Origin of the sequence: Myxococcus sp. SDU36 (genome assembly GCF_030168875.1) — a bacterium.
Taxonomy (GTDB): Bacteria; Myxococcota; Myxococcia; order Myxococcales; family Myxococcaceae; genus Myxococcus; species Myxococcus vastator.
Genome location: NZ_CP077414.1, coordinates 4,409,741 through 4,432,867, shown reverse-complemented (window position 1 = coordinate 4,432,867; position 23,127 = coordinate 4,409,741). Strand labels below are relative to the sequence as shown.

Here is a 23,127-nt window from a genome sequence, read left to right as displayed (position 1 = left end):
GTGGCGCCCAGGGTAGGGGGCAGCCTCCGGTGATCAACTTTTCGGCAACAGGTCGCTGCACCGCTGTAGCGGCCCGTTACCGGTTGGGAGCGGGAGTCGGAGACCCCGGAGGGGGAGCGGGCGAGGTGCCGGGCGCCGCCACGGGCGATACCTCGAGCACCAGGCTGCCGGTGTTGTCGGCCAGATGGTCGTCGGGGAAGGCGAGCAAAAGCCAGGTGGCGCCCCGCAGGCGCAGGGGGCGGCCCAACTCCAGCAGCGTCAGCAGGCCGGCCGCGCTCTCCGGGCTCTCTCCGGCGCCGTACAGGCCCAGCACGCGGCCCACCGGCCCCCCGTCGAAGCCCCGTGTGCGCGCGGACTCGGCGGTGTCCCGCAGCACGACGTCGTAGTGCGTGTCCGGCTCCAGTCCGCTCAGCAGGAAGCGGTCGGCGCGCGACAGCTTCACCGCGTGCGTCCGGGCGTCCACGCGCAAGGTGGTGACGGGGCCGTCGTTGTCCCATTCGCGCACGCGGACCAGCAGCGTGCCGTGGTTGTCCGTCCGGTTCGCGTCCAGCAGGAAGACATGGAGGCGCGAGGCGTGGCGCACCAGCCGCTCCTCGCCGTCCAGCACGCCGAAGGACTCATGCGCCGCCAGCCGCGCGTCCCCCTCCAGGAAGTAGCCGGCGTGCTCCACCAGGCTGGCATGGCCCAGCGAAGCCCAGCCCTCCACCCGGACGCTGTAGGTGCGCGACGGGTCCAGCCGCATCTGCGCGGTGGAGAGGTAGGGCACGCGGAAGGCGTGCGCCACGCTGGACAGGGACATCCGCTCGGCGGGCATCCGCACCTCCTGAGGAGGCGCGGCGCGGTGCGGCTGCTGGGCGGGGCCCAGAATCCGCTTGGGGAGCAGGCGGGCATGGACGGCCAGGGTGGTGCCACGCTCGGCCCGCACCGTCTGGCTCCACGCCACCATGCCCGGGACCTGGACCTCCAGCAGGTGCTCCGCGTCCGCGGGAAGCTGCGTGAGCAGGGCGGGCGTGCGCGCCGTCTGCGGCTGGCCGTTCACCCGGATGGCGGCGCCCGGGGGCGACGAGCTCAGCTCCACGGAGAAGGTGCCCGTGCTGTTCGACACCAGCAGGGCCAGCGTGGCCATCAGCGCCACGATGATGGGCGCGCCCAGGGTGACGGCCCGGGGCATGCCCATCGTCCGCGATGCCGCCGCGTCCAGGGGCGGGACACCCGGGCCGGGCAGGAGGGCGGGGAGCGGCTGCGTGGTGCGCTCCAGCCGCCCGTCGACGGGCGCGGAGGCCTGGGTGGGAGGCGGCTCGAACTCGGCGATGGGGGTCCGCTCCTCCTCGTCAGCGGCCGGCTCGCGGATGGGCGGCGCCATCTCCCGGAGGGCGCGGCGCTCCAAGGGGGAGTGGGTCCACCGGGCCATCTGCGCCAGGAACTCGCGGGGCAGCAGCACGGGGCGGCCTTCGCCCACCAGCTCCGATTCGAAGAGGTAGCCCATGAAGTGGGCGCGCGCGCTGGAGGACACGTCGGGCGCGGCCGTGTGGAGGTGGCGGGTGAGGGCCTCGGCGAAGGCCTCCGCGGTGGCGTAGCGCTGCTCGCGCTCCACGGCCAGCGCGGTGAGCAGGATGCGCTCCAGCGCGGTGGGGATGCCGGGGTTGAGGTCGCGGGGCCGCGGGAAGTCCCCCAGGGCGAGCTTGCGCAGCACGTCCGGCATCTTCCCTTCGAAGGGGAGGCGGCCGCACAGCATCTCGTAGATGACGACGCCCGCGGCGAAGATGTCCGAGCGCGCGTCGGGCTCGCGCCCGCGGACCTGCTCCGGCGCGAAGTAGGTGTACTTGCCCTTGAGGTCGTGCTCCACCGGCTCGGCGCTGCCGGCCAGCCGCGCCCGCGCGATGCCGAAGTCGACCAGCTTCACCTGGCCTTCGTAGCTGAGCAGCACGTTCTGCGGGCTGACGTCGCGGTGGACGATGTGGAGCGGCCGGCCGCGCTCATCCAGGCGCGTGTGCGCGTAGGCCAGCCCCTCCAGCATCTCCACGGCGATGAGCAGCGCCAGCGGCTGGGGCAGGGTGTACATGCCCTTCTCCCGCGCGCGCCGCATGACGCTCGACAGGGTGCGGCCGTCCACCCACTCCATGGCGATGAAGTACTCGCCGTCCACCTCGCCAAAGTCGAAGACCTGGGCGATGTTGCCGTGGCTCAGCCCCGCGGCGATGCGGGCCTCGTTGACGAACATCGACAGGAAGGCGCTGTTGCCCGCATAGCCCGGGAGGATTTTCTTGATGACCACCGGTTTGGTGACACCCGCCGCCGCTGTCATCCGAGCGCGGTAGATCTCCGCCATCCCGCCCGTCGCGATGCGCTCGAGCAGCTTGTATTTACCGAAATGAAGCCCTTCGGAAGGCTGCTGCACGTTCGTTCCGGTTCCTTCGGGTGCAGGTGGCCGCTGCGCCAAGGGGGCCCGCGCTGTCTTGGCAGGGGCGCCTGAAGGTATCATGGGGTAGGTAAAACGCCATGACGGGAAAAATCCGTTGATTGTGATTGGAGGGTGGGTGTGCCTCTTCCTACGTCTCGCGACAGCCACCGCCATGGTGGTGCCCGAGGTGTTCGGGGTGCCGGGCCGGGCGCCGAAGGATGCCCGCTTCGCGCGCCACGTGCCGATGCGTCATCACCCGCGCCGTTGGATGGCGGCCACTTCCGCGGCCACCCAGGCGCTCGCCGGGGTGCTGCTTGTCGTGGTGGCCGCCGGCTGTCGTGAGGAGCCGCCGGCCGAGCCGCTCAAGTCCTTGAAGCCCGCGCCCTTGCCCTCGCTCGCCGTGCCGGGCGCGGCGCCTCCGGAAGCGCCGCGCCCCGCGTCGCGGTCCGAAGGGGACGTTGCGGGCCCCCTCCAGGGCGAGCCGCTCCCAGCCTCCGCGCTCCGGGTGGCGCTGGCGGGGGAGCGCGTGCGCGTGGGCGAGGAGACCTTCGAGCCGGCGCGCCCGGATGACGCCACGCGGCTGGCGCAGCGCGTGAAAGGGCACACGGTGTTGGTGGTGCCGGACGCGGACACCTTCCTGGTGCAGACGTCGGAGCTGTTCACCGTGCTGCGGGACTCGGCGGAGGCCGTGTGGCTGGCGCACCCGGATGGGCCGGTGGCCTATCCCGTGGTGCTACGGGACGAAGCGGGCTTCCGCGCGTGGCTGCAGGAGGTCGCGCCGGGCAAGCTGCGCATCATCATGCGCGCGGACGGCTTCGAGCTGACCACCAGCGTGGGCAAGCTGCCGGGCCCGGACCCGAACGGTCCTTCGGTGCCAGTGCGGGCGGGGCGGCAGGACATCGTCACGCTGCGCCGGGGCCTGGGTCTGCTCAAGGGGCGCTTCAAGACGTCCGAGGACCTCTGCCTCGTGCCCTCGTTCGGCATGGAGGTGGCGCAGGCGGCGCGGGCGCTCGGCGCGAATTTCACCGCGCCGGGTGAGCCCCTGTTCGACACCCTGTGCTTCGTCTATCCCACGCCCCACGGGGCCCCGGGGTCATCGCCTTGAGCGTTGACTTCTTCAATAAGTCGCCGTTTATATAGGCTCATGCTTATATTTGGAGGCGACATGATTGATGTGCAGCGGTACCTGGGGGCCGTCGTGCGGGAGGTGGAGAGCCGTGAGCATGAGGGCAAGCCCGCGCGCGTCGTCGTCGCCATGCGCGACTACGACACGACGGTGGAGGACCTCTGGGACGCGCTGACCAACCCCGAGCGCATCCCCCGCTGGTTCCTTCCGGTGTCCGGCGACCTGAAGCTCGGTGGGCGTTACGAACTCAAGGGCAATGCCAGCGGGACGGTCACCCGCTGCGAGGCTCCGCGGCACCTGGGGCTGACGTGGGAGTTCGGGGGCGGAATCAGCTGGGTGGACGTCATCCTGGCCGCGTCGCCGGGCGGTGGCGCCCGGCTGCGGCTGGAGCACATGGCCCATGTGAGTCCCTTCTGGGACGACTACGGCCCTGGCGCCACCGGAGTCGGCTGGGAGCTGGGGTTGATGGGCCTGGGCCTGCACTTGGAGTCCGGCGGCGCCGCGGTCGACAGCGCGGCGGTGGAGGCCTGGACGACGTCGGATGAAGGCAAGGTGTTCATCACGGCCAGCAGCGAGGGCTGGGGGCAGGCGGATGTGGCGCGGGGAGAGGACGCGGCGGCGGCGAAGGCACGCGCGGCGCGGACGACGGCCTTCTATACTGGTGCGCCGCCGCCCGACGTGCGGCATCCGGGGACCTGATAGCCACGATGCATGCCTTCGACGTCCTGGGTGATCCGGTGCGCAGACGGATCCTCGAGCTCCTGGCCGAGGGGGAACGCCCCTCTGGCGAGGTGACCGAGTCCATCCAGGCGGAGTTCGGCATCAGCCAGCCGGCGGTCAGCCAACACCTGAAGGTGCTGCGCGACAGCGGCTTCGCGGAGGTGCGCGCGGAAGGGACTCGCCGCCTCTATCGCGTCGACCCGGCGCCGCTTCAGCAGGTCGACGCGTGGCTGGAGCAGTTCCGCGTGTTCTGGACACCGCGCCTGGAGGCGCTCGCCACCGAGGTGGCGCGGGGCAAGCGGGCTCGGGCCAAGGCCGACAACGAAGGCGGCGGTCCGTAGCCTGGCGTGTGTGGTGTCCAGGATGACCTGCTTCGGCTGACGTGAAGGGCACCGCTCGCCCCTTCGCGTGGACTGGCGCGGACTCGCCGGGTCTTCGCGGGCGACTTCCCGCCGGAGGATTTAGATTCAGGCTCCAGGGCGGGGCGCGCTCGCCCGCTGGAGGGATGTTCATGGATGCCGAATCCAAGGCCGCTTCGCAGCAGGGGCATGCGCCCGGTGGCGCGTTCCTCTTCGAGGAGGTGGGCTCGGCCCGCATCCTCACCCCGGAGACCTTCACGGAGGAGCAGCGCCTCTTCTTCCAGACGGCGCTCCAGTTCTCCCGGGAGCAGGTCCTCCCCCTGGCCGAGCGCATCGAGGCCAAGGACAACGCGCTTTTGCGCCGGTTGCTGCGCCAGGCGGGCGAGCTGGGCCTCTTGAGCGTGGACATCCCCGAGGCCTACGGCGGCACCGGCCTGGACAAGACGACGTCGCTGCTGCTGGCGGAGGCCATGAGCCTCAACGGCTCGTGGTCGGTGACGTTCGGCGCGCACACCGGCATCGGCACGCTGCCCATCGTCTGGTTCGGCAACGCCGAGCAGAAGGCGAAGTACCTGCCGAAGCTGGCCACGGGTGAGTGGGTGGCGGCCTACGCGCTCACGGAGCAGGGCAGCGGCAGCGACGCGCTGGGCGCCAGGACGAAGGCGGTGCTGTCCCCCGACGGCAAGCACTGGATTCTCAACGGCTCCAAGCTCTACATCACCAACGCGGCCTTCGCGGACGTGTTCATCGTCTTCGCCAAGGTGGACGGGGACCGGTTCACCGGCTTCATCGTGGAGAAGGACACGCCCGGCCTCACCGTGGGGCCGGAGGAGCACAAGATGGGCATCCGCGGCTCCTCCACCTGCCCGCTCTACTTCGAGGACGCGCGCGTCCCGGTGGAGAATCAGCTGGGCGAGGTGGGCAAGGGCCACAAGATTGCCTTCAACATCCTCAACTACGGCCGCCTCAAGCTGGGCGCGGCCGTGCTGGGGGGCATGAAGCTCCAGCTCCAGAACGCGCTGCGCTTCACGCAGGAGCGCAAGCAGTTCGGCGCGCCCATCGTCCAGTTCCCGCTGTCGCGCGAGAAGCTGGCCCGCATGGCCGCGCTCGTCTACGCGGTGGAGAGCATGACGTACCGCACCGCGGGGCTCGTGGACGCGCGCCTGGGGCAGGGGGACCCGCGCGCGCCGGACTCTGAAGCGCGCCTCCTGGCGGCGGTGGAGGAGTACGCCATCGAGTCCTCCATCATGAAGGTGCACGGCTCGGAGTCCCTGGGCCACCTCGTGGATGACGCCGTCCAGCTCCACGGTGGCGCGGGCTACATCGAGGAGTACCCGGTGGAGCGCGCGTACCGCGACGCGCGCATCAACCGCATCTTCGAGGGCACCAACGAAATCAACCGCATGCTCATCACCGGCATGCTCCTCAAGCGCGCGGTGAAGGGCGACCTGCCGCTGTTCGCCATGGCCGGCGACGTGGCGGAGGCGCTGTCCCGGGGCGAGCGGCCCCACGCGCGCGCGCGGGATGCCCTGGCCCCGCAGGAGGTCGCCGCCGAGGCCGCCAAGCACCTGGCGCTCCACGGCCTGCGCCTGGCGGCGGAGACGTTCGGCACGGAGCTGGAGCAGCACCAGGAGGTGCTCGCGGCCCTGTCGGACGTGGTGATGGACGCCTTCGCCCTGGACTCCATGGTGACGCGCACCCGCCAGGCCGCGAAGGACGGCGGCGCGCTGGAGCCGGCGCGGGTGGCGATGACGCAGCTCTACGCGCTGGACGCCATCCCCCGCGCCTACGACAGGACGCGCCGCGCGCTGTGCGCCACGCTGAAGGGGGACGCGCTCGACCAGGCGCTGAAGCGCCTGGGCACGCTGGACGTCTTCACGCCGTATGACCCGGCGGCGCTGCGGGAGACGGTGGTGGTGGCCCTGGAGTCCGCGGGCGGCTACCCCCTGGGCGCGGTGTAGCCCGCGGGGGCCTTCGGGCCGTCACGGCATCCGCGCGACGGCCTCCATGCCGAAGCTCACCCGGGCCTTCCAGGGGGCGGGCGGCAGCATCGCCAGGGACAGCAGGCCGTCCAGCCGCTGCTGCATGTCCGGCCGGAGCCGGCCGAAGGTGGCGCCGAAGCCCGGCGTCACCGTCCCCGAGCTCTTCCGGGGCACCGTGGAGGTCCACACCACCTCGCCGTGCAGCAGCATGGGCCCCTCCCGGAAGTCCAGCTCCAGGAGGAAGGGCGTGCCCACCTTCACCTGGCGCGGCAGGGCGGGGGCTTGCACCTCCAGGCCCACACCGCCCCGGGAGATGTCCCGGACGACGAAGCCCGGGGACAGGGGCGCCGCCTCGCTGGCGCGCAGGTACAGGGGCAGCCGTGGGAAGCGACGCAGGCCGGCGTGCTCCTCGGCGGCATAGATGCGCTGGAGGACGGCGTCCAGCGCGCTGCGGTCCTCGCCGACCCCGTAGCGGACGGTGAGGAGGAAGCGCTGGGACTCCTGGTGCGGGACGACCTGGACCACCTCCCCCAGCACTTCCACGGGCCGGGGCACGCCGCCCGCATGCAGTTCAAAGGTGAAGCGAGTCCCCAGCGGCAGGCTGCGACGCGTCTCCAAGGTGACGCCCCCCATGCCGACGCTGCGCGTGTACTCCCCCACCAGGGTCTGCGGCGTCTTGTAAGCCACCTTCAGCCGAACGTTCGTGTTCACGCGGCTGACACTTTGCGCCTGGGTCCGGGGGGAACTCAAGTTTACCCCAGCGCAATAGGTAGGGCGTCGGACGGCGCCAACCACTGGACCTTCCAGGTGTGACGACCTTTCCGGACGTCGGGCGCGGACAAACCGCTGTTTCAACCTGTTGCGGTTTCTTGACCCCCCCAGGTGGGGCGCGTATGTATGCCGCCCGGAAGTGGCAAGGAGTGGGAAGGAGTGGAGGTACATCCCTCATCGGGCTGAAAAGGTGGATCGTCCCGCGTGTTCCGAGGCGTCTATGAGCACCAGATCGACGCGAAGGGGCGGACGAGCCTCCCGGCGAAGCTCCGGGACACGCTGGTGGGCGCCTACGACGAGAGGCTCATCCTCACGACGGCGCTCGACAGATGCCTCCACGCCTATCCGGTGCGGGAGTGGGAAGCGCTGGAGCTGTCGCTCGCCAAGCGCAACCCGATGGAGCCTGGGGTGAAGACGCTGATGCGCTTGTACGTGGCCAGCGCGCAGGAGTGCCCGCTGGACAAGCTGGGGCGCCTGCTCATCCCTCCGACGCTCCGCTCCTATGCGGGGCTGGAGAAGGACGTGGTGTGGGCGGGGATGGTGAAGGTCATCGAGCTGTGGAGCCGCGAGGGCTGGGCGAAGGCGCAGGAAGAAGCGCGCCAGGAAGCGACCTCCGCGGACGTGATGAAGGTGCTCGCCGAGCTGCGGCAAGCATGACGGGAAAGTCGACAGGACCCCGAAGTACCGGGAGGGTGGCAAGCGTATGAACCAGGTTCTGGAGGTTCGGCCAGGGTTGGCGGGCGCGGCGATGGCCGCCGGCCGTGTCGAGACGCTCATGCTGGAGGGCGAGCTGAGCGAGCAGGACCTGCTCGAGCTGTGCGACGACCTGGGCCGCAAGCTGCAGCGCGGCACGCGTCAGGTGGTGCTGGACTTCGGGGACGTGGGGCACCTGAACTACCGCGGCGTCAAGCCGCTGATGGCGCGCACGGAGGTCTTCCGCCGCGCCGGTGGGGACGTGAAGCTGTCCGGGCTGTCGCCGTACCTGGCCGCCATCTTCCGCGCGGCCGGCGCGCACGACTGCTTCGAAATCTACCCGCACATGAACGATGCCCGAGCCGCCTTCGCGCTGGCGCGGGCACCCTTCGTCTGACGGCCCGTGACGGCTTCGGACTTCCAGCACCAGACCGTCCTCCTGCGGGAAGCAGTGGCGCTGCTTCGGCCGGCGGATGGGAAGGTCATCATCGACGGGACGCTGGGTGGCGGTGGCCACTCGGAGGCGCTGCTGGCCTCGGGCGCCACGGTGGTCGGCGTGGACCGGGATCCGGTGGCGCTCGCCGCGGCCACCGCGCGCCTGGGCGCCAACCCGCGCTTCCAGGGCCGCGCCGGCAACTTCGCCGAGCTGCCCCGCGTCGCCGCGGACCTGCTGCCCGTGGAGGGGGTGCTGGTGGACCTGGGCGTGTCGTCGCCCCAACTGGACGTGGCCGAGCGCGGCTTCTCCTTCTCCAAGGATGGCCCGCTGGACATGCGCATGGGGCCGGACGGCCCGACGGCGGCGGAGCTGATCGCCACCACGGACGAGCGCGAGCTGGTCCGCATCCTCAAGGACTACGGTGAAGAGCCCTTCGCCCGGCCCATTGCCCGCGAGCTGAAGAAGGCGCTGCCCACGCGCACGCTGGAGGCCGCGGAGGTCGTGAAGCGGGCGGTGCCGCGCAAGGCGTGGCCCAACCGCATCCACGTGGCCACCCGGACCTTCCAGGCGCTGCGCATGGCCGTCAACGGTGAGCTGGAGGCGCTGGACGCGCTGCTGGCCGCCATCCCCGGGCTCCTCAAGGTGGGGGGCCGCGCCGCCGTCATCGCCTTCCACTCCCTGGAGGACCGGAAGGTGAAGGAGGCGTTCCGCACGCTCGCGGGGCGCTGCACCTGTCCGCCGGGCCTGCCGGTGTGCGTGTGCAGCGGGGTGGGGGATTTCGCCCTGGTGACGAAGAAGGCCGTGGCCGCCTCCGAGGCGGAGGTCGAGGCCAACCCCCGTTCACGCAGCGCGCATCTGCGCGTGGTGGAGAAACTCCGATGAGCAAGGTGCACTCCCGGGTGTCGGCGCTGCGTTCCTCCGTGACGGTGGGCGGCGTGCTGCTGCACCTGCTGCCGGCCGTGTGCCTCTTCGCCCTCTTCGCGGCGGTGGGCATCCTCCACGTCAGCAGCCGGGTGCTGGTGGTGGACATGGGCTACCGCCTGTCGCGCGAGGAGGCGGAGAGCCGCGTCCTCACGCGTGAGAATGACCGGCTGAAGCTGGAGCTGGCCACGCTCAAGTCGCCGGGCCGGCTGGAGCGCGTGGCGCGCGAGCAGCTGAACATGGCCATGCCGCGCGGCGGCGCCGTGGTGTCGCTGTCGGCGGAGAAGCCGGCGCGCGGCGGCGGGGCGCGCGCGCAAGCCCCAGACGCCGCTCAGCCCACCGTCCGCGTGGCGGGCCGCGCCGGAGCGGGGCGGTGAGAGACTTCAAGGCGGCGCGGGCTCCCGAGCCCAACGCGAAGTGGCTGAAGCTGCGGGTACGGCTGCTGTTCGGGCTGTTCCTGATGCTGCTCGGCGTCGCCTTCGGTCGTGCGGTGCAGCTCCAGGTCTTCGAGCAGGAGAAGCTGCGCGGCATGGCGCAGGACCAGTACGTCCGGCACATCGAGATTCCGGCCCGCCGGGGCGACATCTTCGACCGGCGCGGCACGCCGCTGGCCCAGAGCGTGGAGGTGGACTCCATCTGGGTGGACCCGTCCATGCTGCCCGACGTGAAGGCCGCGTCCCGGGCGCTGGCCAAGGCGCTGAAGATGGATCCGGACGAGCTGGGCGCGCGCCTGGCCCGGGCCAGGCGCTTCGCCTGGGTGAAGCGCCAGGCCAGGCCCGCCGAGGTCGCCGCGGTGAAGGCGCTGGCGCTGCCGGGCGTGGGCTTCTCCAAGGAGCCCAAGCGCTTCTACCCGCAGCGCGAGCTGGGCGCCCACGTGGTGGGCACTGTGGGCATGGACGGCCGCGGCCTGGAGGGCCTGGAGCTGGCCTTCCATGACGAGCTGTCCGGGCAGAACTCCTCCACGTCCGGCTTCCGTGACGCCAAGGGCCGCAAGCTGCTGGTGCAGGGCGCGTTGGATCCGCTCCAGCGCCAGGGCGCCGCCGTCACCCTCACGCTGGACCGGCACATCCAGTACGTCGCGGAGAAGGCGCTCAGCCGCGCGGTGGAGGACGCCAGGGCGGTGGCCGGCATGGCGGTGGTGTTGGACCCGCGCACGGGCGAGCTGCTCGCCGTGGCCAACCACCCGCGCTTCAACCCCAACACGCCGGAGTCCAGCACGCGCTCGGGCATGCGCAACCGCGCCGCCCTGGACACCTTCGAGCCGGGCTCCACGCTGAAGTCCTTCGTGGTGGCCACGGCGCTGGAGGAGAAGGCCATCACCGCCGACAGCCTCTTCTTCTGTGAGAACGGCGCCTGGCGGGTGGGCCGCCACACCATCAACGACACCCACTCCTACGGCTGGCTCGCGCCGCAGGGCATCCTCCAGGTGTCCTCCAACATCTGCATGGCGAAGATTGCCCAGGCGCTGGGGCGGGAGAAGTTCGTGAAGGGCTACCAGGCCTTCGGCTTCGCCGAGCGCACCGGCCTGTCCCTGCCGGGCGAGGGGCGCGGCGTCCTGCCGTTCCCGAAGGCGGAGGTCTCCCTGGCCACCCAGTCCTTCGGGCAGGGGATGACGGCCACGGCGGTGCAGATCGCGTCCGCCTATGGTGCGCTGGCCAACGATGGGGTGCTGATGCGGCCCTATCTGGTGTCGAAGGTGGTGGACCCGGACGGTGTCGTTCTGCTGGAAAACCGTCCCACGGAGCTGCGCAGGGCGGTCTCCGCGAAGGTTGCCCGGCAGGTCGTGGGCATGCTCGAAAGCGTGGTGGTCAAGGGAGGGACGGCCACCAAGGCCGCCATGGAGGACTACCGGGTGGCCGGAAAGACGGGCACCGCGCAGAAGGCAGACCCGGTGGCGCGGGGGTATTCGGACAAGCGGATCGCCTCCTTTGTCGGGGTGGTACCGGCCGAGTCTCCGCGAGCAGTGATTCTTGTCGTAGTGGACGAACCCAAGACGGACGTATACGGGGGGACCGTGGCTGCCCCTGCTTTCAAGGAGATTGCGACCGCCGCCATGGCTCACCTGGCCGTGCCCCCGTCCCGGACGGTGGCACCCGAGGTGGCCGTGGCCGCCGTGTCACCCGCGCCTGCCGCGGCGAAGCCGGGGGCGAAGGCCTCCGGAGTCGCCCGGACGGCGCTGGCGGACGCGGTGACGGAGACCCCTGAACCCGGCACGGTACGTGTGCCGGACCTTCAGGGAGCAGTAGGACGTGAGGCCGTGGTGAAGCTGCTCGCCGCGGCGCTGGAGCCACAGGTATTGGGCAGTGGACGCGTGGTATCTCAAACCCCCCCCGCCGGCTCATTGGTGGAGAAGGGGGCCCGGGTGACGCTGGAGCTCGCCGCGCGGCAATAACGCCGCGTCCGCTCCAGGCCCCGCTCTTGCAATGCGTGTGAAGGGGAAGAGATGAAGCTGACGGATGTCCTCGCAGGATGTGGTGCCGAGCAGACCTCGGGCGGCCGTTCCGCGGTTGACGTCACCGGGGTGACGCAGGACTCGCGGCGCGTGAAGCCGGGAGACCTGTTCGTCGCCATTCCTGGCACGAAGGAGGATGGGGCCCAGTTCATCGGTGAGGCCGTGTCCCGTGGCGCCGTGGCGGTGGTGTCGGAGAAGCCGGTGCCGTCCTCGCAGGTGCCCTTCTTCAAGGTGGGCAGCGCCCGCAAGGCGCTGGCGCTCATCGCGGCCAACTTCTACGGCCGCCCGGCGGACCAGCTGACGTTGCTGGGCCTCACCGGGACGAACGGGAAGACCACGGCCAGCTATCTGCTGGAGGCCATGAGCACCGCGGCGTACGCGGCCACCGGCGTCATCGGGACGCTGGGCTACAAGTTCGCCGGCCGCACGGTGGAGTGCGCCAACACCACGCCGGATCCGCTGGAGCTGCACCGCATCCTCCGGGAGATGGTGGAGGCGGGCGTGGAGACGGTCATCATGGAGGTGTCCAGCCATGCGCTCGCGCAGGAGCGCGTGCACGGGCTGACCTTCAAGGCGGCGGGCTTCGCCAACCTGAGCCGGGACCACCTCGACTACCACAAGGACATGGAGGATTACTTCCAGTCCAAGCGGAAGCTGTTCTCGGAGAACCTGTCCGCCACGGGCGTGGCGGTGGTGAACGGCGACGACACCTACGCCAGCCGCATCTACAACGAGCAGCGTGGCCAGAAGCGCATGGCGTGGAAGTTCAGCCGTCAGGGCTCCGGGGAGATTTCCGTGGCCGACGTGAGCTTCTCGCTCCAGGGCATCAAGGGCGTGCTGAAGACGCCCGCGGGTGACATCCCGCTCAAGAGCAAGCTCCTGGGGCCCCACAACCTGGAGAACATCCTCCTGGCGGTGGGCCTGGGCCTGGGCGCGGGCTTCGCGCGGCGCGACGTGCAGGAAGGCATCGAGCGGATGATGCCGGTCGCCGGCCGCATGGAGCGCGTGGAGAACTACGGTCCGTCCGGCGCCCCCGCGGTGCTGGTGGACTACGCGCACACGGATGACGCGCTCAAGCGCTCCATCGAGGCGGCGCGCTCGCTGGCCAAGGGCCGCGTCATCGCGGTGTTCGGCTGCGGCGGGGACCGCGACAAGGGCAAGCGGCCGCTGATGGGCGCGGTGGCGGGTGAGGGCGCCGACCTGGCCGTCATCACCAGCGACAACCCCCGCACCGAGGACCCCGAGGAGATCATCTCCCAGGTGGCCGCGGGCATCGAGAAGGGCGGCCTGCGCCGCATCTCCGCGGGCAAGGCGAAGAGCGGTGAGAAGGGCTACCTGGTCGATGCGGACCGCCGCGCGGCGATTGAACAGGCCATCAGCCTGGCGTCCGCGGACGACGTCGTCCTCATCGCGGGGAAGGGCCACGAGACGTACCAGCAGGTCGGCGCGGAGAAGCTCGCGTTCGACGACCGGCAGGTGGCCGCGAAGGCGCTGGCCAACCGCACCGCCGGCTGAGCCCGAGCCTCCCAAGCCCCGTCGACCCGCCCATCTCTCACACCATGGCAGCTTCCTTCAGCGACGAAGAGGTGGTGCAGGCGACCGGGGCGACCCGGCGTGGCGGCCCGGCCCGGGCCGCCTACGCTGCCGTCTGTACCGACACCCGGGCACTCACCCCCGGGTGCCTCTTCGTGGCCCTGGTGGGTGAGCGCTTCGACGCCCACGCCTTCGTGGACGCCGCGGCGAAGGGCGGGGCGGCCGGCGCGGTGGTGGCGCGCGGGCGCCCGCTGCCCGCGCTGCCCGCCGGGCTGACGCTCTATGAAGTCGATGACACCCTGCGGGCCCTGGGCGCGCTGGGACGGCACCACCGTCAGCGCTTCCGGATTCCGGTGTGCGCGGTGGGTGGCTCCAACGGGAAGACGACCACCAAGGAGATGGTGGGCGCCATCCTGGCCACGCGCGGGCCGGCGCTGAAGACCGAGGGCAACCTCAACAACGAGATTGGCGTCCCGCTGACGCTCTTCCGGCTGGAGCCGCGCCACGTCGCGGCGGTCATCGAAGTGGGGATGAACCAGCCGGGGGAAATCGAGCGGCTGGCCCGCGTCGTCCAGCCGGACGCGGGCGTCATCACGGTGGTCCAGCCCGAACATCTGGAAGGGCTGGGCAGCCTGGAGGGCGTGGCGGCGGCGGAGGGCGAGCTGTTCCAGGAGATGGGGCACGGCACCACCATCGTGGTGAACGTGGACGACGCGCTCATCCCCGCGCAGGCGGAGCGCAGCGGAGCGCAGCGGCTGACGTTCGGCCGGGCGGAGCACGCGGACGTGCGGCTCGTGGACGTGAAGACGCTGGGCCGTGAGGGCATGGTGGCCACGGTGCGGCACCTGGGCCGCGAGTGGCCGGTGCGGCTGCGCTTCGTGGGGCCACACAACGCGCAGAACGCGACGGCGGCCTTCGCGGTGGCGCTGGCGCTGGGCTACACGCCGGAGGAGTGCGTGCGCGGCCTGGAGTCGGCGCGGCCGTACTCGCGGCGCCTCAACGTGGTGGACGGGCAGCACGGCGTGACGGTCGTCGACGACTCCTACAACGCCAACCCGGCCTCCATGGACGCCGCGCTGGAGACGCTGGGCACGCTGGTGCCCGCGGGTGGCCGGGCCGTGGTGGTGCTGGGGGACATGCTGGAGCTGGGGCCGGGCGAGCTCGAGGAGCACGCGCGGCTGGGCGGTCAGGTCCCCTCGCACGCGACGCTGGCGGCATTTTTCGGTCCCCGCTCCGTGAAGGGGTGGGAGGCCGCTTCCATGGGTGAATCCGCCGCCCACTTCACCGACGTGGAGCCGCTGATGGCGTGGTTGGCGCCGCGGCTTCGCGAGGGTGACGTGGTGCTGGTGAAGGGCAGCCGCGGCATGCGGCTGGAGCGGGTGGTGGCCGCCCTGACGGGCACGGCCGTCCCCGGAGGAAATCACTAGTGCTGTACCTCCTCTACGAGGTCATCCAGAACACGGAGGCGGGGCGCGTCCTCAACTTCCTGCGCTACCCCACCTTCCGCATCATCGCCGCGGGCGTCTTCGCGCTGCTCCTGGGCATGCTCATCGGGCCCAGGCTCATCGCCCGGCTGCGGCTGAAGCAGCACGGCCAGAGCAACGTGCGCGAGGACACGCCGGATTCGCACCAGAAGAAGAAGGGCACGCCCACCATGGGCGGCGCGCTCATCCTGCTGTGCATCGCGGCGGGCACGCTGCTGTTCGCGGACCTGAAGAGTCGCGCGGTGTGGGTGATGCTGCTCTTGACGCTGGGCTACGGCTTCATCGGCTTCCTGGATGACTGGCTCAAGCTGTCCAAGCGCAACTCCAAGGGCCTTGCCGGGCGCAAGAAGATGGTGCTGCAGACCTTCTTCTTCCTCGTCGCCGTGTTCGGCCTGCTGACGACGTGGACGCTGCCGGACGGCTCCTTCGGGCCCACGCTGCTCATCAACACCAGGCTGACGCTGCCCTTCATCCCCACGCGCTGGTTCAACCCGGACCTGGGCTGGTTCTACGTCTTCTTCGCGTGGATTGTCGTCGTGGGCACGTCCAACGCGGTGAACCTCACCGACGGCCTGGACGGGCTGGCCATCGTCCCCACCATCGTGTCCGGCATCACCTTCGCGGTGCTCTGCTACGTCGCGGGCACCACGCTGAGCATCGCGGATTCGGAGGTGGTGGGCGGCGTGTCGAAGCTGGTGGCCACGCCGCTGTACCAGTACCTGGGCATCCTCCAGGTGCCGGGCGGCGCGGAGCTGGCGGTGTTCTGCGCGGCCATCGTCGGCGCGGGCATCTCCTTCCTGTGGTTCAACACGTACCCGGCCTCCGTCTTCATGGGCGACATCGGCTCGCTGGCGCTGGGTGGCGCGCTGGGCGGGCTGGCGGTGCTGTCCAAGAACGAGGTGGTGTCCGCCATCATCCACGGCATCTTCTTCGCCGAAATCCTGAGCGTGATGATTCAAGTCACGTCCTTCAAGATGACGGGCAAGCGCGTCTTCAAGATGGCGCCGGTGCACCATCACTTTGAGCTCAAGGGAATGGCCGAGCCGAAGATCATCGTCCGTTTCTGGATCGTCTCCATCCTCTGTGGTGGCGTGGCGCTCCTGTCCCTGAAGCTCCGCTGAACCCGGAGGTGGCACGGCCATGACGTTGGCGCTGTCCGGTCAGAAGGTGCTGGTGTTCGGGCTCGCGAAGAGCGGCGTGGCCGCGCTGCGCCTGCTGCGTCAGCAGGGCGCGGACGTCACGGCGCTGGACGCACGCGGGGAGGACACGCTGGGCGCGGTGGCCCACGAGGTGAAGGCGCTGGGCGCCACGCTGGTGTCCGGACCCACGCCGCCGGGGCTGCTCGCGTCGCAGGACCTGGTGGTGGTGAGCCCGGGCGTGCCGCTGGCGCTGCCGGAAATCCAGGCCGCGCGCGCGGCCGGTGTCTCGGTGTGGGGCGAGGTCGAGCTGGCGGGCCGCCTGCTGTCTGGCGTGCCGCTGTTCGGCATCACCGGCACCAACGGCAAGAGCACCACCACGGCGCTCACGGGCACGCTCTTCGCCAGCGGCGGCAAGCGGACCTTCGTGGGCGGAAACCTGGGCCGGCCCTTCAGCGAGGCGGCCATGTCCCCGGGCGACTGGGACGCGCTGGTGGTGGAGCTGTCCAGCTATCAGTTGGAGGGCATCCGCGCGCTGCGCCCCCGGGGCGCGGCCATCCTCAACCTGACGCCGGACCACATTGACCGCTACCCCAGCCACGCGGCGTACGGCGAGGCGAAGGCGCGCATCTTCCAGCAGCAGCAGGCCGGTGACTTCGCGGTGGTGAACGCGGACGACGCGGACGTGCTGGGCCTGGCGCGCGGTGCGAAGGCGCCGGTGTACGGCTTCAGCCTCATGGGCACGCCCGTGGCGGACGCCCCGGCGCTGGCGGGCCTGGCGGTGGCGGAGCCGGGCGGCTTCCGGCTGGACTTCCTGGGCGAGCACTACACGCTGATGAACCGCGCGCTGCGCGGCGCCCACAACGCGCAGAACGCGATGGCGGCGGCGCTGCTGGCGCGCCTGGGCGGCGTGGCCTCCGGCGCGGTGCAGGCGGGGCTGGACGGCTACCCGGGCCTGCCGCACCGGCTGGAGAGCGTGCGCGTGCTGGACGGCGTCGAGTGGGTGAATGACTCGAAGGCCACCAACGTGGAGTCGGTGCTGGTGGCGCTGCGCGCGTTCTCCAGGGACGTGTGGCTGATTGTCGGCGGCAAGGGCAAGGGCGCGTCGTACGCGCCCATGGTGGAGGCGGGGCGGGGCAAGGTGAAGGGCGTGCTCACCATCGGCGACGACGCGGACACGCTGGCCCGGGCCTACGCCGGCGCGGCGCGGGTCCACGCGTGCGGCACCCTGGCCCGGGCGGTGGCGCGGGCGCGGGAGTTGGCGGAGCGGGGGGACACGGTGCTGCTGTCGCCCGCGTGCGCGTCCTTCGACCAGTTCAAGAACTTCGAGGACCGGGGCGATTCGTTCAAGCGCCTGGTGGAGGCGCTGTGACGGTATGAAGAACCCTTTTTCTCCGTCCTCCGCCCTCGTGCGCTTCGACCCGGTGCTGCTCTGCGCGGTGCTGGGGCTCGTGAGCTTCGGGCTGGTGATGGTGTACTCGGCCAGCGCGGTGCTGGCGCAGGACAAGCTGGGCGACAGCCTCTACTTCCTCAAGCGTCAGCTCGTCGCCGCGGGCCTGGGGCTGGGCGCCATGGCCATGGCCATGAAAGTCGGCTGGCGCCGGCTGGCGCGCTGGGCCTATCCGCTGCTGCTGGCGGCCATCGTCCTGTTGGTGCTGGTGAACATCCCCGGCATTGGCAGCACGGCGGGTGGCGCGCGGCGGTGGATTCGCCTGCCGGGCTTTGGCCTGCAGCCGGCGGAGGTGGCGAAGTTCGCCTGGGTCGTCTACCTGTCCTACTCGCTGGCGAAGAAGCGGGAGAAGGTGGCGAAGTTCTCCGTGGGCTTCGTGCCGCACCTCGCGCTGTGCGGCATCCTGGTGTTGCTTTGCATGATGCAGCCCGACTTCGGCAGCAGCGTGCTGCTGGTGTTCATGCTCTTCGTGCTGCTGTTCGCGGCCGGCGCGAAGCTGAGCTACCTGGTGGGCATGGTGCTGCTGGCGTTGCCCCTGGCCTACGTGGCCATCGCGTCCAGTCCGTACCGGATGAAGCGCATCCTGGCCTTCCTGGACCCGTGGGCGCACCGGCATGACGTGGGCTACCAGGTGGCCGAATCCCTGATGTCCATCGGCTCGGGCGGCGTGGCCGGCCTGGGCCTGGGCGACGGACGGCAGAAGCTCTTCTTCCTGCCCGAAGCCCACACCGACTTCATCTTCTCCATCATCGCCGAGGAGACGGGCCTGATTGGCGTGGGCCTGCTGGTGGTGCTGTACGGCGTGGTGCTGTGGCGCGGCGTCCGGGCCAGCCTGGCGGCGGGGGAGACGTTCGGCACGTACCTGGGGCTGGGCATCAGCTCCATCATCGCGTTCCAGGCCGCGGTCAACATGTGCGTGGCCATGGGGTTGCTGCCGACGAAGGGGCTGACGCTGCCCTTCGTGTCGTACGGAGGTTCATCGCTGGTGGTGCTGATGGGCGCGGCTGGAGTGCTGTTGTCGTTGAGCGCGAACACCCAGGGGGCCGCGAGGTCCAGCCGGGTGGGAACCGACATGCGGGAGGTGGCGGCATGATGAAGGTGCTCATCGCGGGTGGGGGCACGGGCGGACACCTCTTTCCGGGCATCGCCCTGGCGGAAGAGGTGGTGACGCGGCATCACCGCAACGAGGTCGTCTTCGTGGGCACCGAGCGTGGCATCGAGGCGCGCGTGGTGCCGAAGGAAGGCTATCCGCTGGAGCTGGTGAAGGTGCAGGGCCTCAAGGGCAAGGGCTTCCTGGCCCTGCTCAAGGCGCTCTTCGCGCTGCCGCTGGCCTTCATCGAGTCCTTTCGCATCCTCGCCCGGCAGAAGCCGGACGTGGTGGTGGGCGTGGGCGGCTACGCCAGCGGCCCGGTGGTGCTGGCCGCGTGGCTGATGGGCATCCCCACCGCCATCCAGGAGCAGAACGCGCTGCCCGGCTTCACCAACAAGGTGCTGGGCCGGATTGTCCGCGTGGTGTTCATCGCCTTCGAGGAGGCGCGCGCCTTCTTCCCAGAGAAGAAGGTCCAGCTCATCGGCAACCCCATCCGCCGCAAGCTGATGGACAACTACCTGCGCAGCCACGTCGCGCACGAGCGCTTCTCCGTGCTCGTCTTCGGCGGCAGCCTGGGCGCGCGAGGCATCAACCAGCGGATGACCGAAGCGCTGGACTCGCTGGGCGACCTGAAGGACAGCCTGCACTTCGTCCACCAGACGGGGAAGAATGATTTGGAGTCGGTGCGCAAGGGCTACGCGGACAAGGGCTTCCAGGCGGAGGTGGTGGAGTTCATCGACGACATGTCCAGCGCCTATGCCCGCGCGGACCTCGTCGTCTGTCGCGCTGGCGCGACGACGCTCGCGGAGCTGACCGTCTGCAAGAAGGCCAGCCTCCTGATTCCCTTCCCCCACGCCACGGACGACCACCAGGCCGTCAACGCGCGGGCGCTGGTGGACGCGGGCGCGGCGCTGATGTTCCGCGAGTCGGAGCTCACCGGGGAGAAGCTGGCGCAGACGGTGCGTGAGCTGAAGAGCCACCCCGAGCGCCTCAAGAGCATGGAGAAGAAGGCGGGCCTGCTGGGCCGTCCCGAGGCCGCCAAGGAGCTGGCGGACGTGTGCGTGGACCTGATGGTCCAGACGTGGGGCCCCAACGGCCGCGAGCGCACCCCCATCGAAGCGGAGAAGAAGGCCCCCAGGAGCCATTCGTGACGCGCAACAAGCCCCCCAGCCTCTTCAAGACGCGCCACGCGGCGCAGGTCCACTTCGTGGGGCTCGGTGGTATCGGCATGAGTGGCATCGCCGAGGTGCTGCTGAACATGGGCTACCGGGTGTCCGGCTCGGACCTGCGCGAGAGCGACATCACCCGGCGCCTGGCGCGCATGGGGGCCACGTTCTTCGAAGGCCACCGCGCGCAGAACCTGGTCCAGGCGGACGTGGTGGTCATCTCCTCCGCGGTGCGCAAGGACAACCCGGAGGTGGTGGCCGCCCGGCAGCGGAAGATTCCCGTCATCCCCCGCGCGGAGATGCTCGCGGAGCTGATGCGGCTGAAGTACGCGGTCGCCGTGGCCGGCAGCCACGGGAAGACGACGACGACGTCCATGGTGGCCACCGTGATGAGCGCTGCGGGGCTGGACCCGACGGCGGTGGTGGGCGGCAAGGTGAACGTGCTCGACTCCAACGCCAAGCTGGGCAAGAGCGAGCTGATGGTGGTGGAGGCCGACGAGAGCGACGGCAGCTTCCTGCACCTGCACCCGTCCATCGCCATCGTCACCAACATCGACCCGGAGCACATGGACCACTACGGCGACCTGGAGACGCTCCAGTCCGCCTTCGTGGAGTTCTGCAACCGGGTGCCGTTCTACGGCCTCAACGTGCTGTGCCTGGACAACCCCAACGTCCAGGCGCTGCTGCCGCGCATCGAGAAGCGCTTCGTCACCTACGGCAGCTCGCACATGGCGGACTACCGGCTGGAGCACATCCAGTTGGACGGCTTCACCACGCGCTTCCACGCCTACCGCCGGGAAGAGGCGCTGGGCGAGTTTCGCGTGCGGATGGTGGGCGCGCACAACGCCTTCAACGCGCTGGCCGTCATCGCCGTGGCGGAGGAGATGGACATCCCGCTGGAGACGGTGCGCGAATCGCTGGCCGAGTTCGGCGGCGTGCAGCGGCGCTTCACCGTGCGCGGCGAGGCCCAGGGCATCACCGTGGTGGACGACTATGGGCACCACCCCACGGAGGTGCTGGCCACGCTGGCCGGCGCGCGGCGGGCCTTCGGGCGCCGGGTGGTGGTGGCCTTCCAGCCGCACCGCTACACGCGCACGCATGACCTGATGAAGGAGTTCACCACCTCCTTCAATGACTCGGACGTGCTCTTCGTCACCAGCGTCTACGCGGCGGGCGAGGAGCGCATCGAGGGCGCCACGGGTGACGCGCTGGCGGACGCCATCCGCGCCCACGGCCACCGCGACGTCGCCTTCGTGGAGAAGCGCACGGACCTGCCGGCGGCGCTGCTGCCGCGGCTGCGCGAGGGGGACCTGGTGTTGACGCTGGGCGCGGGTGACATCACCCACGTGGGGCCGGAGCTGCTCGAACTGCTGCGCACCACCCCCCTGTCGAAGGACTAGCGCCATGGTGGAAGCGGGCGTGAAGACGGCGCTGGCGGCGCGCGTGGAGTCGCTGGGCGGCTGCGAGGTGAAGGCGGGCGAACCGCTGGCGCCGCTCACCAGCGTCCGGGCTGGCGGCGCCGCGGAAGCCCTGGTGCGCCCGCGCTCGCCGGACGCCCTGGTGGCCTTGCTGAAGCTGGCGCGCGAAGAGGGCGTCCCCGTCTCGGTTCTGGGCGGCGGCGCCAACACGCTGGTGGGCGACGGCGGGGTGCCCGGCCTGACGCTGAAGCTGCCCGGAGACCTCTTCCCGGAGGTGGCCGACGTGGGCCCCGAGGAAGGGCGGCTCACGCTGGGCGCGGGGGCGGCCATCGTCCGCCTCATCAACGTCATGCGGGCGCACGCGCTGGTGGGCGCGGAGTTCCTGGCCGGCATCCCCGGCACGCTGGGCGGCGCGGTGTCGATGAACGCCGGCACCAAGAATGGCGAGGCCTTCCGCGTCATCGAGGCGGTGGAGGTGGCCACGGCGGACGGGGTGGGGTGGCTGACGAAGGCGCAGGTGCCGCACGCCTACCGTCACTCCGAATTGCCGCCGGGCGGCGTCGTCACCCGGGTGCGTTTCGCGCTGCGCAAGGGGGACGTGGTGGCCTCCAAGGCCGTCATGGACGCGGACCTGGGTTACCGGAAGCGGACACAGCCGCTCAGTCAGCCCAACTTCGGCAGCGTCTTCACCAACCCGCCAGGCGACCATGCCGGGCGGCTGATTGAACTGGCGGGCCTGAAAGGGTACTCGCTGGGGCGCGCGCAGGTGTCCACCCTGCACGCCAACTGGATTGTGAACCTGGGCGGCGCCACCGCCCGCAACGTGCTGGGACTCGTCACCCTCATGCGGCAGCGGGTGCGCGAGCAGTCCGGCGTCGACATGAAACCCGAAGTCAAGCGCCTGGGAGACTTCCCGTGACTCCGAACCGCGGTGCCTTCACGAAGGACGAGCTCAAGCAGAAGCGTGTCGGCGTGCTGTTGGGCGGAATGTCCGCGGAGCGCGACGTGTCCCTGCGCACCGGTGAGGCCGTCTCCGGGGCGCTGCGCGGGCTGGGCTACACCGTGGTGGAGCTTGACGTGGGCCGGGACTTGCCCGCGCGCCTGGCGGCGGAGCAGGTGGACGTGGCGTGGCTGGCCGTCCACGGGCGCTATGGCGAGGACGGCTGCCTCCAGGGGCTGCTGGAGTCGCTCTTCATTCCCTATACCGGCAGCGGCGTGCTGGCCTCCGCGCTGGGCATGGACAAGGTGTACGCCAAGCAGGTCTTCGTGGCCCACGGCATCCCCACGCCCGCGTACCGCTCCTTCCGAGACGCCGCGTCGGCGCTGGCGGCGGCGGACAGCCTGCCCTTCCCGTTTCCAGTGGTGGTGAAGCCCAGCCGCGAAGGCAGCAGCGTGGGTGTGCACATCTGCAAGACGCGGGACGCCTACGAGGCCGCCGTGACGGACGCGGCGAAGTACGCGGGCACCCTGCTGGTGGAGCAGTTCGTCAAGGGACGCGAAGTGCAGGGTGGGGTGTTGGACGATGAGGCCCTGGGCGTCATCGAGGTCCGCGCCGCTCGCGAGTTCTACGACTATGACGCGAAGTACAAGGCCGGCACCGGGACGCAGTACCTCTTCCCCGCGCCCCTGCCTCCAGAACAGTATGCGCGCGTGAACGAGGTGTGCCTGGCCGCGCACCAGGCCCTGGGTTGTAGCGGGGGCTCGCGGTCGGACGTCATCGTCACCGACGGGGGCGAGGTGTTCCTCCTGGAAACGAACACGCTGCCAGGCATGACGGCCACCAGCCTGCTGCCCAAGATTGCCGCGGGGCGCGGCATCGACTTCCCCGCCCTGTGCGAGCGCCTGTTGCTGGGCGCGTGTCTCAAGGCCTGAGCGTCCGGTTTTCGATCAGGCGCAACTCGGCGTCGGCCTCCCTCGAAAATTTCCGAAGCGCCTGTGCGGCGGCTTGCGCTACAGCGACGTGCCTGTAGCCAAAAACTGGCGTGGCTC

Annotated in this window: 20 protein-coding genes; 18 read left to right on the top strand and 2 right to left on the bottom strand. The window is 70.6% G+C overall.

Annotation, left to right across the window (positions count from 1 at the left end; all coding sequences use genetic code 11):
* Positions 1–76: 76 nt before the first annotated feature.
* The gene (locus tag KGD87_RS17375) at positions 77–2,398 is read right to left on the bottom strand and encodes a serine/threonine-protein kinase (protein ID WP_284668510.1); all 2,322 of its coding nucleotides are present in this window, start codon (positions 2,396–2,398) and stop codon (positions 77–79) included.
* 271 nt (positions 2,399–2,669) lie between these two features.
* Between KGD87_RS17375 and KGD87_RS17370 the strand changes: the two genes are divergently transcribed.
* The 4 genes from KGD87_RS17370 to KGD87_RS17355 all read left to right on the top strand — a co-directional run bounded on the left by KGD87_RS17370 (position 2,670) and on the right by KGD87_RS17355 (position 6,567).
* A complete protein-coding gene (locus tag KGD87_RS17370; RefSeq protein WP_284668649.1) occupies positions 2,670–3,506 on the top strand; it encodes a hypothetical protein in 837 nt (278 codons plus the stop codon).
* Positions 3,507–3,566: 60 nt separating this feature from the next.
* The gene (locus KGD87_RS17365; protein ID WP_284668509.1) at positions 3,567–4,226 is read left to right on the top strand and encodes an SRPBCC family protein; all 660 of its coding nucleotides are present in this window, start codon (positions 3,567–3,569) and stop codon (positions 4,224–4,226) included.
* An 8-nt stretch (positions 4,227–4,234) separates the two neighbouring features.
* Positions 4,235–4,588 carry an ArsR/SmtB family transcription factor gene (locus tag KGD87_RS17360; protein WP_140794649.1) on the top strand — a complete coding sequence of 118 codons (354 nt, stop codon included), beginning with the start codon at positions 4,235–4,237 and terminating at the stop codon, positions 4,586–4,588.
* A gap of 170 nt (positions 4,589–4,758) precedes the next feature.
* Entirely contained in the window at positions 4,759–6,567 is a 1,809-nt protein-coding gene (locus KGD87_RS17355) for an acyl-CoA dehydrogenase FadE (RefSeq protein ID WP_284668508.1), read from the top strand.
* Between the two features lie 21 nt (positions 6,568–6,588).
* Here the strand turns inward: KGD87_RS17355 and KGD87_RS17350 are convergent, their stop codons facing one another.
* Positions 6,589–7,299 (bottom strand): PilZ domain-containing protein, encoded by a 711-nt coding sequence (locus KGD87_RS17350; RefSeq protein ID WP_284668507.1) that lies wholly within the window; start codon positions 7,297–7,299, stop codon positions 6,589–6,591.
* 264 nt (positions 7,300–7,563) lie between these two features.
* On the opposite strand from KGD87_RS17350, the gene mraZ reads away from it, so the two are divergent.
* From mraZ to KGD87_RS17280, 14 genes are read left to right on the top strand one after another with little or no spacing between them, the layout of a single operon-like run.
* Entirely contained in the window at positions 7,564–8,016 is a 453-nt protein-coding gene (mraZ, locus tag KGD87_RS17345) for a division/cell wall cluster transcriptional repressor MraZ (protein ID WP_090490200.1), read from the top strand.
* Between the two features lie 46 nt (positions 8,017–8,062).
* Positions 8,063–8,449: an STAS domain-containing protein gene (locus tag KGD87_RS17340; RefSeq protein WP_163781951.1), complete on the top strand. Its 387-nt coding sequence runs from the start codon at positions 8,063–8,065 to the stop codon at positions 8,447–8,449.
* 6 nt (positions 8,450–8,455) lie between these two features.
* A complete protein-coding gene (rsmH, locus tag KGD87_RS17335; RefSeq protein ID WP_284668506.1) occupies positions 8,456–9,370 on the top strand; it encodes a 16S rRNA (cytosine(1402)-N(4))-methyltransferase RsmH in 915 nt (304 codons plus the stop codon).
* The gene (ftsL, locus tag KGD87_RS17330; RefSeq protein WP_284668505.1) at positions 9,367–9,786 is read left to right on the top strand and encodes a cell division protein FtsL; all 420 of its coding nucleotides are present in this window, start codon (positions 9,367–9,369) and stop codon (positions 9,784–9,786) included. Before rsmH ends, ftsL begins: the two co-directional genes overlap by 4 nt.
* Positions 9,783–11,801 (top strand): PASTA domain-containing penicillin-binding protein, encoded by a 2,019-nt coding sequence (locus KGD87_RS17325; RefSeq protein ID WP_284668504.1) that lies wholly within the window; start codon positions 9,783–9,785, stop codon positions 11,799–11,801. Before ftsL ends, KGD87_RS17325 begins: the two co-directional genes overlap by 4 nt.
* A gap of 51 nt (positions 11,802–11,852) precedes the next feature.
* Positions 11,853–13,376, top strand: coding sequence for a UDP-N-acetylmuramoyl-L-alanyl-D-glutamate--2,6-diaminopimelate ligase (locus tag KGD87_RS17320; RefSeq protein WP_163781958.1), 1,524 nt, complete (start codon positions 11,853–11,855; stop codon positions 13,374–13,376).
* A gap of 44 nt (positions 13,377–13,420) precedes the next feature.
* A complete protein-coding gene (locus KGD87_RS17315; RefSeq protein WP_284668503.1) occupies positions 13,421–14,821 on the top strand; it encodes a UDP-N-acetylmuramoyl-tripeptide--D-alanyl-D-alanine ligase in 1,401 nt (466 codons plus the stop codon).
* Positions 14,821–15,999, top strand: a complete 1,179-nt coding sequence (gene mraY, locus KGD87_RS17310) for a phospho-N-acetylmuramoyl-pentapeptide-transferase (RefSeq protein WP_284668502.1) — start codon at positions 14,821–14,823, stop codon at positions 15,997–15,999. Before KGD87_RS17315 ends, mraY begins: the two co-directional genes overlap by 1 nt.
* Positions 16,000–16,018: 19 nt before the next feature.
* Complete coding sequence (gene murD, locus KGD87_RS17305) at positions 16,019–17,386, top strand: UDP-N-acetylmuramoyl-L-alanine--D-glutamate ligase (protein ID WP_284668501.1); 1,368 nt, start codon at positions 16,019–16,021, stop codon at positions 17,384–17,386.
* A gap of 4 nt (positions 17,387–17,390) precedes the next feature.
* Entirely contained in the window at positions 17,391–18,557 is a 1,167-nt protein-coding gene (ftsW, locus tag KGD87_RS17300) for a putative lipid II flippase FtsW (RefSeq protein ID WP_284668500.1), read from the top strand.
* Complete coding sequence (gene murG / locus KGD87_RS17295; RefSeq protein WP_284668499.1) at positions 18,554–19,705, top strand: undecaprenyldiphospho-muramoylpentapeptide beta-N-acetylglucosaminyltransferase; 1,152 nt, start codon at positions 18,554–18,556, stop codon at positions 19,703–19,705. Before ftsW ends, murG begins: the two co-directional genes overlap by 4 nt.
* The gene (gene murC, locus KGD87_RS17290; protein ID WP_284668498.1) at positions 19,702–21,120 is read left to right on the top strand and encodes a UDP-N-acetylmuramate--L-alanine ligase; all 1,419 of its coding nucleotides are present in this window, start codon (positions 19,702–19,704) and stop codon (positions 21,118–21,120) included. Before murG ends, murC begins: the two co-directional genes overlap by 4 nt.
* A gap of 4 nt (positions 21,121–21,124) precedes the next feature.
* A complete protein-coding gene (gene murB, locus KGD87_RS17285) occupies positions 21,125–22,057 on the top strand; it encodes a UDP-N-acetylmuramate dehydrogenase (RefSeq protein ID WP_284668497.1) in 933 nt (310 codons plus the stop codon).
* Positions 22,054–23,010: a D-alanine--D-alanine ligase gene (locus KGD87_RS17280; protein WP_284668496.1), complete on the top strand. Its 957-nt coding sequence runs from the start codon at positions 22,054–22,056 to the stop codon at positions 23,008–23,010. Before murB ends, KGD87_RS17280 begins: the two co-directional genes overlap by 4 nt.
* Positions 23,011–23,127: the final 117 nt, after the last annotated feature.

Bases quoted from the DNA above. Each gene is read 5' to 3' on its own strand.
- KGD87_RS17370 (WP_284668649.1), top strand. From the start codon at position 2,670: ATGGCGGCCACTTCCGCGGCCACCCAGGCGCTCGCCGGGGTGCTGCTT.
- KGD87_RS17365 (WP_284668509.1), top strand. From the start codon at position 3,567: ATGATTGATGTGCAGCGGTACCTGGGGGCCGTCGTGCGGGAGGTGGAG.
- KGD87_RS17360 (WP_140794649.1), top strand. From the start codon at position 4,235: ATGCATGCCTTCGACGTCCTGGGTGATCCGGTGCGCAGACGGATCCTC.
- KGD87_RS17355 (WP_284668508.1), top strand. From the start codon at position 4,759: ATGGATGCCGAATCCAAGGCCGCTTCGCAGCAGGGGCATGCGCCCGGT.
- KGD87_RS17340 (WP_163781951.1), top strand. From the start codon at position 8,063: ATGAACCAGGTTCTGGAGGTTCGGCCAGGGTTGGCGGGCGCGGCGATG.
- ftsL (WP_284668505.1), top strand. From the start codon at position 9,367: ATGAGCAAGGTGCACTCCCGGGTGTCGGCGCTGCGTTCCTCCGTGACG.
- KGD87_RS17320 (WP_163781958.1), top strand. From the start codon at position 11,853: ATGAAGCTGACGGATGTCCTCGCAGGATGTGGTGCCGAGCAGACCTCG.
- KGD87_RS17315 (WP_284668503.1), top strand. From the start codon at position 13,421: ATGGCAGCTTCCTTCAGCGACGAAGAGGTGGTGCAGGCGACCGGGGCG.
- murD (WP_284668501.1), top strand. From the start codon at position 16,019: ATGACGTTGGCGCTGTCCGGTCAGAAGGTGCTGGTGTTCGGGCTCGCG.
- ftsW (WP_284668500.1), top strand. From the start codon at position 17,391: ATGAAGAACCCTTTTTCTCCGTCCTCCGCCCTCGTGCGCTTCGACCCG.
- murG (WP_284668499.1), top strand. From the start codon at position 18,554: ATGATGAAGGTGCTCATCGCGGGTGGGGGCACGGGCGGACACCTCTTT.
- murB (WP_284668497.1), top strand. From the start codon at position 21,125: ATGGTGGAAGCGGGCGTGAAGACGGCGCTGGCGGCGCGCGTGGAGTCG.